The organism is Pradoshia sp. TA40_28 (assembly GCF_059694525.1).
The window spans coordinates 34,232-47,769 of the sequence record NZ_JCATZO010000007.1 but is presented as its reverse complement, the minus strand read 5'-3'; the positions used below and the strand labels follow the sequence as shown (position 1 = coordinate 47,769).

The window sequence follows — 13,538 nt, the reverse complement described above, 5'->3', positions numbered from 1 at the left end:
GGGATTTTTTTGGGACAGAATCGTCATTTTAAACATGGCCAAAAGGCACCGAATAACGGAGAGTATATTGAAATAGGGGAGACTGGCAGTAATGTTGTCAACCCAAAGAAGATTAGATTAAAAGCAGGAGAGTATTTTCCCGAAACAACCAATGATGATCGTCATTGGACATATGTATCAAAAAAGGGCCGCTAATCAGCAGCCCTTTTTTGAAATAAAATTAATGTCCGGATTCGTGTACTGGATCATTGGGAATTATAGCTGAAACGACTAAAATCAATAAGGTAATAACCACACTAAGTATGGAAGCCGTATTGAAATCATATTTACCGCCTTCAACCATTGAACTTGTCACATAGACCACCATATGTGTTAATGCAAATGTCCATATAAATGTCAAAATATATTTCATATTTTCTCACCCCGTTCATTTACAATCCGTTATTATTTTATCATAGATTACAAAACCCTGGAAACAATTTAAATAAATTAAGTAAAAAATGGTTTCTGCTTTATAACATTGGGTTTTATCATAACATAGCCTAAATGGTAAGGGTTTATGAATACGAAATATAGGAATAAATCTATCTGCTGAAGTAAGAGGGTTAATAAGCCCGGACATATTGAATTATAACGACATACATTAAGATGGACTAAGGTTATTTGAGGGGAAAGTTATGATCAATCATAAAACGTTTCAACTTAATAAAGAATGGACAACCATTTTTTACCCGGAGCAGCCAAGTGGTTTTGCGATTATGTTACTCGGTGGGGATAAACACTATATAAGCGAAAAAGCGAATTTCTGGCTGGATCATCCCGGTAAAAAACAGATGATTGAATATTTATTGAATAAAGGGTATACGATAATTAGTTCCTATTTATCCGATGCACATTGGGGGAATGAGGAAGCAGCAGATTTGGCTGTTGAATTATATGCTTTTTTCATCCGACAGGAAATTGTGAATGAACGAATTCATATCCTTGCTGAAGGCACCGGCGCATTATTATTAAACACAATTTGTGGAAAATTAAAGGAAAAGGTGCGCTCCGTTGTATTAATGAACCCAACATTATCCGTAAAACAGAGCTATGCGAAAGAAAAGGCTAATAAACTGTTCTTGAAAAAAATGAAGAACGAATTATATGAGGCCTATCATTTGAATGATCATACATTCGCGGAATGGATGGAGAAAAAACAAGATATTAGATTAAGCGAGGATATACCGATATTAGTTGTTCATATTCTTGAAAAGCTGGACAGCCATTTGCCAATTAAATACCATTCTTTCCTGAACAACCATCCTTTATCAGAGATCAAGTATATTACAGCAGAAAAAAGATATATTATTCCGTACCAAATTAGTACCTTCTTTAAAAAATATGAAAAAAAATTATAAACCTGAATATCCCTCTGTTTGGTTTAATACAATTTATATAAACCGACAGGGGGTTTTTATATGCCTGAACATATTGTTCTGTCTCCATTTTCCTTTGTTGGATTTGAGCTATGTAATAAGTTAATGGAAGAAGGAGTGGAGGTTATTGGAGTAGACCTGCCCATTTGGGTAGATCCACTAGAAAAAGAAGAAAAAGAATTATTTTTAGGGAGAAATTCAAATTTCACATTAAAGAAGCAGGAACAGATGATCGATGAAAGGAAGGGGGAATTTTTTCTCTATATTAGTGATATAGATGTAGAATGTGAAGAATGGCTAGAATATATAGAGAAAATCCCTAAAACAAATGAGGATACTTTTATTTATGTTGTAATGGATAGAGATTGGCTGAAAAACGATCGTATACCCAATCGAGTGAATACCACGATCATTTTGCCAACGATCTATGGTCCATGGCAGCCAGTAGATACCTTCTTTTATAAATGCTTCAGTCAAGATCAATTTCCCTTTGAACAATATGTACAGGAATATAGAAGAGATGCCATTTATATAAGTGATGCCAGTACTGTCATTTTAACTATATCTAGACTCGATGATGGGATCTTTCAGGTTTACACGGATATAGAAAAGCATTGGGATCTTTTATTAAAAGAAATGGGATATCAAATTATGGTGGATGATGTAGAAATGAGGAATCCTATTTCTCAAAATCAAGGCATTCAGCAATATATGGCTGTCACAAAAATATCCCCGCATGAGGGGATCGATTTAGTTAAAAAACATATAAGGGTTAGGGAAATCCTGCGCTATTAAAATAGATTTAATAAGTCTCCCCTTTCATCCTGGGTAAAGGGGTTTTTTAATGTTAGTTAGAAAGGTTGTGTTCTAATTGAAGAGGAAACTTGAATATATGACTATGGCTATGAAGCATTATCCCGAAATCAAGCAAAAATTAAGCGAGGCTGGTTTAGATATTCATCGTCAGCAGTTACAGCCGTTTATGGAAATATTTTTTACTGTTATGGATGAAGCCTATGAAAAGGGATTTAAAGATGGGCAATTAAAAAGATAAAAGATAGTTATTTGATTAAATTTGTAAACTTACTCAATAGCGAAGGCAATTTTTTAAAGTATGGACTTAGTTCGTTAAAAGTTGTCATTAATACATCAGAATGCTCCATTAGTTTAGTGAAATCAATATTGGACGGTTGCTGTTCTGCAGGGGGAGGACTTTCCGTCTGATTTTTACTATGGCGTTCACCAAACATGAATCGATTAAAAGCCTCTTGATTTCCTGCAGTACTCTTCTGTTCTTTGTTCAAGATGTTCACCTCATTTACCATTTATTCTTACTTAATAATGTATGTTGATTATGCCTCCTCGTATGGACATTCATTCATCTTTTCAGGAAAAATTTGTTGCAATAAAGAGCAATTTCTTTTAATATTAGTACCAAGTCATAATATCAATTAATATAATCAGATGAATATAGCAAGAGGGGTGTAGGGATGAATGCTGGCATAATAGGGATTGGCAAATATCTTCCTGAGAATGTGGTAACAAACTTTGATTTAGAAAAAAGGGTTGATACGTCAGATGAATGGATCCGAACACGCACTGGAATAGAAGAAAGAAGAATTGCCGATGATTCAATGGATTCTTCTCATATGGCCTATGAGGCAGCGGTGAGGGCTATGCAAGATGCCGGTGTGACTGCTGAAGAAATCGATATGATTTTAGTAGCAACTGTTACACCGGATCAATCTTTCCCAACTGTTTCCTGTATGATTCAGGAAAGATTGGGTGCAGTGAATGCGGCGGCGATGGATATCAGTGCCGCTTGTGCTGGTTTTACCTATGGAATGATAACCGCAAGCCAATTTATTATTGCAGGCAGTTACCGCACGATTTTAGTAGTAGGTGTAGAAAAACTTTCAAAAATTACGGATTGGAATGACCGTAATACAGCAGTCTTATTTGGAGACGGAGCTGGAGCAGCTGTCATAGGGCCTGTAAGTGAAGGCAAGGGCATCTTATCGTTTGAACTTGGAGCGGACGGATCTGGTGGAATTCATTTGGAAAAAAAGCAAGATTATCTTACTATGAATGGACGCGAAGTCTATAAATTTGCAGTTAGACAAATGGGTGAATCATCTATTAATGTTTTAAATAAAGCGGGACTAACGAAAGAGGACGTAGACTTTTTAATTCCGCATCAGGCAAATATACGTATTATGGAAGCGGCAAGACAAAGGTTGGAGCTGCCGATTGAAAAAATGTCCAAGACGATTCATAAATATGGAAACACATCCTCATCTACGATTCCAATTGCGATTGCTGAAGAAGTAGAAGGCGGAAAAATTAAAGATGGTGACTTACTGGTGTTGGTTGGCTTTGGAGCCGGGTTAACATGGGGAGCCGTTGCGATGCGTTGGGGCAAATAAGAAAAACCAAGACTAACTCAAGGAGAGATTGTGATGGAGAGTAAACGTGTAGTTGTGACCGGTATGGGGACCATATCACCTATAGGCAATACCCTTCAGGAAAATTGGGAGAACCTCTTAGCGGGAGTTTCAGGAATCGGCCCATTAACCCGAGTTAATGCAGATGAGTATCCTGCCAAAACCGCAGGAGAAGTCAAAAACTTTGAGATTACAGATTTTATTGATCGTAAAGAAGCCCGAAAAATGGACAGGTTCACCCATTACGCGATTGCGGCATCAAAAATGGCTGTTGATGATGCCAAATTGGAGATTACTCCTGAAAATGAAAATCGTGTAGGTGTATGGATTGGATCTGGAATTGGCGGCATGGAGACATTCGAACAGCAATATGAAACATTCCAAAAAAGAGGATATCGACGGGTCAGTCCATTTTTTGTGCCAATGCTCATTCCAGATATGGCTGCAGGGCAAGTATCCATACTTCTTGGAGCAAAAGGAGTAAATTCCTGTACAGTAACGGCGTGTGCCACCGGTACGAATTCCATTGGTGATGCATTTAAAGTGATCCAGCGTGGGGATGCAGATGTGATGATTACAGGTGGAGCGGAGGCGCCTATCACGAAAATGTCAGTAGCTGGATTTTGTGCCAATACAGCGTTATCCTTTAATCCAGATCCTAAAACGTCAAGCCGTCCATTTGACAAAAATCGAGATGGTTTTGTCATTGGAGAAGGTGCAGGGATTTTGGTACTTGAAGAATTGTCACATGCGCTTGCGAGAAATGCTCAAATTTATGCAGAAATTGTTGGTTATGGATCAACAGGAGATGCCCATCATATCACAGCACCAGCCCCTGAGGGTGAAGGTGGAGCAAGAGCGATGAAAATGGCTATTAATGATGCGAACTTGGCTCCTGAACAGATTGACTATATAAATGCTCATGGAACGAGCACAGAATACAATGATTCATATGAAACGATGGCCATTAAAACAGTCTTTGGTGATCATGCTTATAAAATGCCAGTAAGTTCAACTAAATCAATGACAGGGCATTTACTGGGTGCGGCAGGTGGAGTTGAGGCCATTTATACGGTTTTAGCAATCAAAAATGATATCGTTCCACCTACTATTAATCTGGAAACACCAGATCCGGTCTGTGATCTGGATTATGTCCCAAATGAAGCAAGGAAACACCGTGTAGACTGTGCAATGAGTAACTCACTTGGTTTTGGCGGCCACAATGCCACAATCGTGTTTAAAAAGTATAACGGATAGAAATCAGTCAAAGCCCTCCTTTTGGAACATCCAACTAGAGGGCTTTTTTTTTTATCCTTTTCTATATGATTCCCATTTAAAAGTCATTTCATATAATGCTCTATGCAAATATGAACAGGATGGGTGAATGGGATGGGAGTTATCAGCACGGATAAATGGTTGGATGAGTTCTTTACGAATCGTGAACAAATTGAAGAACACATCTTAGACACAGTGAATATGAGGGAGCAGGTTTTAATTGAAGCTTTGAATAGAACAGGATTATATCGGCCCAATCAAAAAACGAGAAAGACGTTTCAAGAGATGAAGGAACGCAAGGTATGGAACAGGATCATGCATTATTATGAAAAGTATAAAAAAAAGTGGAATGGACCAGATATTCCTATTTTTTTGTTTCCAATGGCCAGTGAAGTGTTTAGTTTATTTCGCTCTCCCAATAAACATAAGTCTGGTATAGCCTATTTTGATAAATTATTTTTGTTTATGACAGAGGAAGTAAAGGACAAAGAGCTTGAAGCTTTATTTGTCCATGAATACCATCATACGACCAGATTGAACACTTTAGGAAATCGGGTCAAGTACAGGCTGGCTGATTCTGTTATTATGGAAGGCCTAGCAGAGTTTGCCGTATCAGAATATTGTGGTGAAGCTTATTTAGCCCCCTGGATTACAAGTGAGAAAAAACTAGATTTAGAAGAACTAATCAAAGATAAATTTAAACCGAATTACGAGGTCAAAAGGTCTGAACCACTGCATGATAAGTTGTTATTCGGACACGGAACCATGCCGAAAATGGCCGGGTATGCGGTAGGTTATAAGCTGGTTAAAGATTATGCAGATCTTCATTCGCTTACAACGAAGGAAATGATTAATCTCTCCGCTGATAAGATTATAAAACGATCCACCTAAAGTTACGGAAAATCAATTTGCCTCTTAATGAAGGAATATTTTACTGGAAACTTGCCTATAATGATTGACAAATAGGATAGAAGTGAGGGATATTCGGGAATGTTGTATCTCCATGATGTTTGGGTAAATTGGTTTGAAGGAGAAGAAAATAGTTATAACATTTGCAGCTTTCACGAGTGGAGGAAAGAGGATACGGTTGAGTTACTTGACCAGGTTCCGCTTTTGAAAGTGGAGCCAGTTCTTTTTCATTACATTGAAAATGATTTGTTAGAATTGCCTTCCAGTCTTCTTCAGGATGTATACAAAAAGGCATATATTCGAAAGAATCATGAGAGAATTTCAATGGATTATTGTTTTGTTGTGACAGATGGGACAGGCATTATCGCCATTGATACGATAGGATACACCGTCCCGATCCGCAAGAGCAGATTAATCCCTAGGCAGGAGCAACTGGCCTATGACATGGTGCGTAATGTGGACGCTCATCCATATGACTACCAGACAATGGTTACCGATTATAAGAAGAAAGAATATCATATTCTTTCTCCATCTCCGGCCTTTATGCTTGGGTTAACAAGAAGGGAACGTCAGCTTAAGCAGCTTCTGTTCATGGTGCTTGATCAATTGAAAAGTTCAAGCAATACGGCCGAAATTCGCTATTGGTATACAGAATGGGCACCTGAGCAATATTCAACAGTTGTAAAAATGGACTTTGATGAAATATGGCACAAGCTATATTCAGAAATGAAAGTAGGATGGACAGAGAAACATGCCATGCTATGTGAACGCCTAATAAAAGGACAACCATTTTTTGAAAAACTCTGGGAAATGGAAGTAGGAGATCGACCATCCATGCTCTAATGGATGGTCGATTTTTTATATAAAAGGCTGAAGGGCCTTGGTTAGCCGCGACCAGCATAAGAGGCGGTGTGGAGGGAGAGCGCTTTTCTCTCCCGCAGCAGCTACACTTATGACTCGAGCGGCTAGGCCCAGAAGCTAGATTGAATAAAAAGCTGAAACAGCTTGCCCAGAAGCGAGGAGCATAAGACAGGGTCTCGGAGGGAGGCGCTCTTCCCTCCTGCAGAGAACATGCTTATGTCCTGAGCTTCTAGCTGTTGAAGCTAGATTGAATAAAAAGCTGAAACAGCTTAATTAAGGAACGAAGACTAAGAACACCACGTCCTGTGGTAACGTCTTCATGACCTACATCCTGTAGGCCCGCGACAAGCATAAGATGAATACTCGTAGGGAGGTGTATTCCCTCCCGCAGAGTATTTGCTAGAGCAGCTAGGCCCAGAAGCTAGATTGCGTAAAAACCTGAAGGTCATTAATCAGGAGCAACAAGCAACAAACGGATAATTGTAAACAAATCCAGCCATTATGTAAGGTAATCCGGCTTAGTGAGCGGAATCCAGCCAGATGAATGAAAAATCCTGCTGATTGAGAGAAAAATAGAGCCAAACACACCATAAATCCAGCCGGAGTGAGAATTAATCGAGCCAAATGAACAGAGAACCCGGCTGAGTGAGCGGAATCCAGCCAGATGAATGAATAATCCAGCCGATTAAGAGAGAAATAGAGCCGAATACATCATAAATCCAGCCGAATTAGGATTAATCCAGCCAATGTGCAAAATAATCCTCAAAAAAACAGAAGGCAGCCATCAGGCTACCTTCTGTTTTTAATGCTGTTTATTTATCTTCTTTTTCGTCCTAAGCCAACTGCATTTTTCATTTTCCGTAATGTCTTATTAGCTGCTTTGTTTGCCTCAAGTGCACCTTTATCGAGGATTTCATCTAATTCTGGAGAGTTTAATAGCTCCTGATGACGTTCCTGGATTGGACGGAGGGTTTCAACGACCACTTGGGCTACTTCTGCTTTAAAGTCTCCATATCCCTTACCAATAAATCGTTTTTCAATGGATTCAATGCTTTCACCGCTAAGTGCAGAGTGAATAGATAGAAGATTTGAGATCCCTGGTTTATTTTCTTTATCAAATTTTACGATTCCTTCAGAATCGGTAACAGCACTCTTGATCTTTTTTTCTACCTGTTTTAAATCATCCAATAATGAAATTGTTGATTTTTTGTTTGGATCGGATTTACTCATTTTTTTGGTAGGCTCTTGTAAAGCCATGATACGCGCTCCAGAAGCAGGCAGCTGAATGTCAGGAATCGTAAAGACCTCTCCGTATTTTTTGTTAAAGCGTTCAGCAATATCGCGGGTCAACTCAACATGCTGTTTCTGATCATCGCCTACCGGAACAAGGTCCGTTTGATATAGCAGGATATCAGCAGCCATTAAAGGTGGATAAGTTAGAAGTCCAGCTGAAACAGATACCTGTGATTTTGATTTATCTTTATATTGCGTCATCCGTTCAAGTTCACCGATGGATGTATTACATTGCATAATCCATCCGGCTTCTGTATGAGCAGGAACCTCAGACTGTATAAAAATCGTTGCTTTTTCAGGATCAATGCCAACAGCCAGATAAAGAGCTGCCAGATTTCTAATGTTTTTTCTTAATTCAAGTCGATCCTGCGGAACTGTAATAGCGTGCTCGTCAACGATGCAAAAATAGCAATGGGCGTCATTTTGTAATTCAACAAATTGCCGTAATGCACCAATATAATTACCAATGGTCACAAGACCAGTTGGTTGAATACCAGAAAAAATAATATTCATTTTTATTCTCCTTTCAATATAAAAAATCCCATTCGTCTCCACTATAAAAAAGGGACGAATGGGATTCGCGGTACCACCCTAATTGTTTATGTTCAATTACATAAACCACTCAGGAATATCGATTAAGATATTCGTGCCCTGTAACGCGGGCATACGTCCTGTCATACTGTAACTTTTCCTACAGGAGGCTTAAAAGTCCATTCAGGTATACTTAGTTGTTTGTTCACAGCGACCACAAACTCTCTGGAAACCTTGTACTACCTTACTACTCTTTGTCAGAGCCTATAATAAATATTAAGTAATGATATTCTACTTAAACCGGCTTGAAATTGCAACTATCCAAAGAAAATTATTGAACAAATAAATGTAAAGACACAGGAAAAGATTCCGGAATAAAGTAACGGACTAGTCCAGGAGAAAGTAAGTACCTCCATATTCGGCCCTGTTTGTTCGGATTCACCTTCAAGTTCGGATACATATTCCTCTTTTTTGGATGTTTTTTTCCAGAATTTTTTTAAGGAGTAGGAAAAGACTGAGAAGAAACCTCCTCCAATCACGTAAAGGCTTGCTCCGGCACAAACATAGAATAGACCAATCATGAAGTAGGCATCGATTAATGTAAGCAGAAAATGTTTTTGTAAAAAAGTCGAGTAGATGATGGAAATCAGTAGGCCTATGCCATTTAATAAAAAAAACTTATTTTGTGAAGACTTCATGTCTTTCCTCCGATATAAATATGTTTTATGAAGTGTATTTAGATTTTATATTAATTTTTTAAAAATTTAAAGTTGAAAGTTTTTTCATAAAAATTTATTATATTTATAACGTTTCATATTTTAGTATTTTGTACCAACTCTGGTTGGAATTTTCTGAAAAAAATAATTATTTTTATTTGAGTAGGATATTTTACCCAGACATTGTTTTATCAAGCTTTACTGTTCATTGTTGTATTCGAAATGACATATGTTCGTAAACAAAATGTAAAAAAAAGATTGCAAAAAATTCTGAAACGTTTTATGATTGGTTACGAAATCTTCTGAAAATTATGGAAGAGTAAAAAAAAGAATAGGGAGGTCATTTACTAGTATGAAAGCAAAAAAAATCTCATTATTTCTTGTAATCATCCTTGCTTTGAGCACTTTTCTTGCAGCTTGTTCTGGCAATGACGAAGAGGCAGGCGGCAGTGGTGAAGGCGAGAAAAAGGTAGAACAAGTACTTAACTTGGTAGAAACTTCTGAAATACCGTCTATGGACACTGTCTTAGCAACAGACTCTGTTTCTTTCAATGTAATGAACAACACGATGGAAGGTCTTTACCGTCTAACTGAGGGAGATAAAGTTGTTCCTGGTGTTGCTGAGGGCGATCCAACAGTAAGTGAAGACGGAAAAACTTTCACTATCAAACTTCGCCAAGATGCTAAATGGTCAAATGGCGACCCTGTTACAGCTCATGATTTCATTTATGCATGGCAAAAAGCTGTAAACCCTGAAACTGCTGCTGAATACGCATATATGATGTATGTAATCGAAAATGCTGAAGAAATCAACTCTGGTAAAAAGAAAGTAGAAGAGTTAGGTGCTAAAGCTGTTGATGATTACACACTTGAAATTAAATTAACAAATGCAATCCCTTATTTCCAATCTCTACTATCTTTCGGTACTTTCATGCCACAAAATCAAAAATTCGTTGAAGAACAAGGCGAAAAATTTGGTCTTGAAGCAGATACAACAATATACAATGGACCATTCACTATGTCTGAGTGGAAACATGAAGAAAGCTTCACGCTTTCTAAAAATGATCAATACTGGGATAAAGATACTGTAAAGCTTGAAACAATCAATTTTAAAATCGTAAAAGATACGAATACAGCTGTAAACTTATATGAAACTGGCAAAATTGACCGTGTAGGTTTGACTGCTGAAAACGTTGATAACTACAAAGATAGCGATGAGTTTTTAACTGAAAGTGATACATCTGTATACTTCCTACGCTTTAACCAAAAGAACAAAGCATTAGCAAACGTTAATATCCGTAAGGCAATTGATATGTCTTATGATAAAAAACAATTCGTAGATACCATTTTAAACAATGGTTCTGTACCTGCTTATTACTTGGTACCAAGTGACTTTGTTAAAAGTCCGGATGGTAAGGATTTCCGCGACACTAACGGTGATATGAACGTTACGAATAAAGAAGAAGCTAAAAAGCTTTGGGAAAAAGGTTTGAAAGAAATCGGCGAATCTAAAGTTACTTTGGAATTGCTAAACTATGATGGTGACTCGGCTAAGAAAACTGGTGAGTATATCAAAGAACAACTTGAAACTAATCTTCCAGGTCTTACAGTTACCCTTAAGCAACAACCATTCAAACAAAAACTTGATTTAGAATCTAAAGGTGATTATGACTTCTCTTATGCTGGTTGGGGTCCGGATTACCAAGATCCTATGACTTTCATTGATATGTTCATAACTGGTGGAGCTCATAACCAAATGGGATATAGCAATCCTGAATATGACAAATTAGTTAAAGAAGCTGGAACTACACTTTTAAGTGATCTACCAGCACGTTGGGAAGCACTGGAAAAAGCAGAAAAAATCCTAATTGAAGAAGATGCGGCGATCAGCCCACTTTATCAACGTGGACTATCCTTCGCAATGAAAGGTAAAGTTAAAAATCTATACAATCACGCCTTTGGTGGAGATTACAGCTACAAATGGGTATCAATCGAGGAATAAATTCTCGTGTGCCTGAATGGGAGAGTGCATGCCTGAAATGGGCATATACTCTCCTTTTCCCTAGTTATGGGAGAAAATTCAGAATAAATAAATAATTTGAGAAAACTGAAAAAGGGGGGGCTATTAATGCTGCGATATACATTACAACGGATATTCTACATGATTATTACCCTATTTGTTATTACAACTGCTACCTTTTTCTTGATGAAAATGCTGCCGGGATCCCCGCTGAAAAATCAGGAAAAACTGACTGCTGAGCAAAAAGAGATTATCTATGAAAAGTATGGATTGAATGACCCGGTACCGAAGCAGTATGTCACTTATATGACAAACTTAGTAAAAGGGGACTTGGGAACTTCCTTCCAATATGACAACAGACCGGTTACAGAATTGATTGCTACACGTATACCAAACTCAGCTCACTTGGGTTTACAGGCTTTGATTTTAGGAACAATTGTTGGCCTAATGTTAGGAATAGCTGCTGCACTGCGTCATAACACATGGATAGATTATGGTGCCACTGTTATTGCTGTCCTGGGTGTTTCGATCCCATCCTTCGTCTTTGCTGCATTTTTACAGTATTTCTTTGCCGTTAAATATGAAATCTTTCCGGTTGCTTTCTGGGATGGATTCGAATATACGGTTTTGCCGACTCTGGCGCTATCTGCAGGTGTAATTGCGAATATTGCCCGTTTTATGAGGTCTGAAATGCTGGAAGTTATGGGTTCCGATTATATTACTCTAGCAAAAGCAAAGGGTGTATCCAACGCTGGTGTAGTATTTAAGCATGGTATCAGAAATGCGCTGATTCCAATTATTACGATTCTTGGACCAATGGCTGTTAATATCATGACTGGAACGCTGATAATTGAGCGAATCTTTGCTATTCCTGGATTAGGGGAACAATTTGTTAACTCTATTAATATGAATGATTACCCAACCATTATGGGTACTACAATTTTTTACAGTGCTCTATTTATATTTGTAATCTTCTTGGTGGACATCATGTATGGAATTGTTGATCCTCGTATCCGCCTTGCTGGGGGGAAAAAATAATGGAAAATAATCTTAAAAACGAAAATCTTTCTCCTAATTTGTTTAAGGTAGTCGGACAAGAATCTAATGAATCAGAAAAAATAGTTCGTCCCAGTCTGACGTTTTGGCATGATGCCTTGAGACGTTTAATTAAAAATAAGGGAGCACTTTTTGGTCTTGTTATGGTCGTGATTTTTGTCCTTTTGGCGATTTTTGCGCCAATGACTTCAGGTTACACATTTAAGGAGCAAGATCTAGCAAATTCTAAATTGCCTCCTCGTGTACAAGGCTTGGAAAACATTAGCTGGCTTCCGTTTGATGGTACAGATAAAAATGGTGTAAATGTCTATGAAAAAAATGGAATAGAAGATAAATATCATTGGTTTGGAACAGACGATTTGGGACGTGACCAATGGACAAGGGTTTGGTACGGTGCAAGAATTTCGTTATATATTGCTATTTTAGCTGCCGTAATTGAATTCTTTATTGGTATAACCTATGGAGGAATATCCGGTTTCTTCGGCGGCAGAATTGATGCTGTCATGCAACGGATTATCGAAGTACTCGTTGGGATTCCATATCTAATAGTAGTTATTCTGATGATTTTGATCTTTGAAAAACCGGGGGTGCTTTCAATTACACTCGCCATGGTCATAACCGGTTGGATTGGAATGGCTCGGATGGTAAGGGGTCAATTCTTAAAACTAAGAGATCAGGAGTATGTACTCGCATCGAAAACGCTTGGTGCTTCAAACAGAAGTTTAATATTCCGCCATCTATTACCAAACGTATTAGGCCCAATTATTGTTACATCAATGTTTACGATACCGGGTGCTATTTTCACAGAGGCATTCTTAAGTTTTATCGGATTGGGAATCGCTGCACCTGAAGCTTCGTTAGGTTCTTTGGTAAATGACGGTTTTAGATATATAAAATCATATCCGTATTTATTGATTATTCCATCCGTAGTTATCAGTGTATTAATCCTAAGCTTTAACTTATTGGCTGATGGTCTTCGTGATGCGCTAGATCCAAAAATGCGAAAATAATAGGG

15 protein-coding genes and 1 other annotated feature are annotated in these 13,538 nt (G+C 37.9%); of the genes, 11 read left to right on the top strand and 4 right to left on the bottom strand.

Annotated elements, in window-relative coordinates; all coding sequences use genetic code 11:
* Positions 1 to 9 precede the first annotated feature (9 nt).
* A complete protein-coding gene (locus AC58NB_RS10840; RefSeq protein WP_497426847.1) occupies positions 10 to 195 on the top strand; it encodes a YjzC family protein in 186 nt (61 codons plus the stop codon).
* Positions 196 to 220: 25 nt separating this feature from the next.
* On the opposite strand, the gene AC58NB_RS10835 is transcribed toward AC58NB_RS10840, so the two are convergent.
* Entirely contained in the window at positions 221 to 412 is a 192-nt protein-coding gene (locus tag AC58NB_RS10835; RefSeq protein ID WP_497426846.1) for a YjzD family protein, read from the bottom strand.
* A gap of 265 nt (positions 413 to 677) precedes the next feature.
* Between AC58NB_RS10835 and AC58NB_RS10830 the strand changes: the two genes are divergently transcribed.
* From AC58NB_RS10830 to AC58NB_RS10820, 3 genes are all read left to right on the top strand, one after another.
* Entirely contained in the window at positions 678 to 1,400 is a 723-nt protein-coding gene (locus AC58NB_RS10830; RefSeq protein WP_497426845.1) for a hydrolase, read from the top strand.
* Between the two features lie 60 nt (positions 1,401 to 1,460).
* Entirely contained in the window at positions 1,461 to 2,213 is a 753-nt protein-coding gene (locus AC58NB_RS10825; RefSeq protein WP_497426844.1) for a hypothetical protein, read from the top strand.
* 76 nt (positions 2,214 to 2,289) lie between these two features.
* Positions 2,290 to 2,472: a ComZ family protein gene (locus AC58NB_RS10820; RefSeq protein ID WP_497426843.1), complete on the top strand. Its 183-nt coding sequence runs from the start codon at positions 2,290 to 2,292 to the stop codon at positions 2,470 to 2,472.
* A gap of 7 nt (positions 2,473 to 2,479) precedes the next feature.
* Here AC58NB_RS10820 and AC58NB_RS10815 read toward each other — a convergent pair whose 3' ends face one another.
* Positions 2,480 to 2,722 (bottom strand): hypothetical protein, encoded by a 243-nt coding sequence (locus AC58NB_RS10815; protein ID WP_497426842.1) that lies wholly within the window; start codon positions 2,720 to 2,722, stop codon positions 2,480 to 2,482.
* Between the two features lie 186 nt (positions 2,723 to 2,908).
* Between AC58NB_RS10815 and AC58NB_RS10810 the strand changes: the two genes are divergently transcribed.
* The 4 genes from AC58NB_RS10810 to AC58NB_RS10795 all read left to right on the top strand — a co-directional run bounded on the left by AC58NB_RS10810 (position 2,909) and on the right by AC58NB_RS10795 (position 6,889).
* The gene (locus tag AC58NB_RS10810) at positions 2,909 to 3,844 is read left to right on the top strand and encodes a beta-ketoacyl-ACP synthase III (protein ID WP_497426841.1); all 936 of its coding nucleotides are present in this window, start codon (positions 2,909 to 2,911) and stop codon (positions 3,842 to 3,844) included.
* Positions 3,845 to 3,877: 33 nt separating this feature from the next.
* Positions 3,878 to 5,119 (top strand): beta-ketoacyl-ACP synthase II, encoded by a 1,242-nt coding sequence (gene fabF, locus AC58NB_RS10805; protein ID WP_497426840.1) that lies wholly within the window; start codon positions 3,878 to 3,880, stop codon positions 5,117 to 5,119.
* A 132-nt stretch (positions 5,120 to 5,251) separates the two neighbouring features.
* Positions 5,252 to 6,028 (top strand): DUF2268 domain-containing putative Zn-dependent protease, encoded by a 777-nt coding sequence (locus tag AC58NB_RS10800; protein WP_497426839.1) that lies wholly within the window; start codon positions 5,252 to 5,254, stop codon positions 6,026 to 6,028.
* A 99-nt stretch (positions 6,029 to 6,127) separates the two neighbouring features.
* The gene (locus AC58NB_RS10795) at positions 6,128 to 6,889 is read left to right on the top strand and encodes a YjbA family protein (RefSeq protein WP_497426838.1); all 762 of its coding nucleotides are present in this window, start codon (positions 6,128 to 6,130) and stop codon (positions 6,887 to 6,889) included.
* An 834-nt stretch (positions 6,890 to 7,723) separates the two neighbouring features.
* Here the strand turns inward: AC58NB_RS10795 and trpS are convergent.
* Together trpS and AC58NB_RS10785 are read right to left on the bottom strand one after the other, a co-directional pair.
* On the bottom strand, positions 7,724 to 8,713 hold the full coding sequence (gene trpS, locus AC58NB_RS10790) for a tryptophan--tRNA ligase (protein ID WP_497426837.1): 990 nt from the start codon (positions 8,711 to 8,713) through the stop codon (positions 7,724 to 7,726).
* Between the two features lie 47 nt (positions 8,714 to 8,760).
* Positions 8,761 to 9,001, bottom strand: a binding site (T-box leader).
* Between the two features lie 47 nt (positions 9,002 to 9,048).
* Complete coding sequence (locus AC58NB_RS10785) at positions 9,049 to 9,429, bottom strand: DUF3899 domain-containing protein (RefSeq protein WP_497426836.1); 381 nt, start codon at positions 9,427 to 9,429, stop codon at positions 9,049 to 9,051.
* A 370-nt stretch (positions 9,430 to 9,799) separates the two neighbouring features.
* Between AC58NB_RS10785 and AC58NB_RS10780 the strand changes: the two genes are divergently transcribed.
* From AC58NB_RS10780 to opp3C, 3 genes are all read left to right on the top strand, one after another.
* Complete coding sequence (locus tag AC58NB_RS10780; protein WP_497426835.1) at positions 9,800 to 11,449, top strand: peptide ABC transporter substrate-binding protein; 1,650 nt, start codon at positions 9,800 to 9,802, stop codon at positions 11,447 to 11,449.
* A 126-nt stretch (positions 11,450 to 11,575) separates the two neighbouring features.
* Positions 11,576 to 12,505 (top strand): oligopeptide ABC transporter permease, encoded by a 930-nt coding sequence (gene opp3b, locus AC58NB_RS10775; protein ID WP_497426834.1) that lies wholly within the window; start codon positions 11,576 to 11,578, stop codon positions 12,503 to 12,505.
* Positions 12,505 to 13,533 (top strand): oligopeptide ABC transporter permease, encoded by a 1,029-nt coding sequence (opp3C, locus tag AC58NB_RS10770; protein ID WP_497426833.1) that lies wholly within the window; start codon positions 12,505 to 12,507, stop codon positions 13,531 to 13,533. The genes opp3b and opp3C overlap by 1 nt, the downstream gene beginning before the upstream one ends.
* Positions 13,534 to 13,538 lie beyond the last annotated feature (5 nt).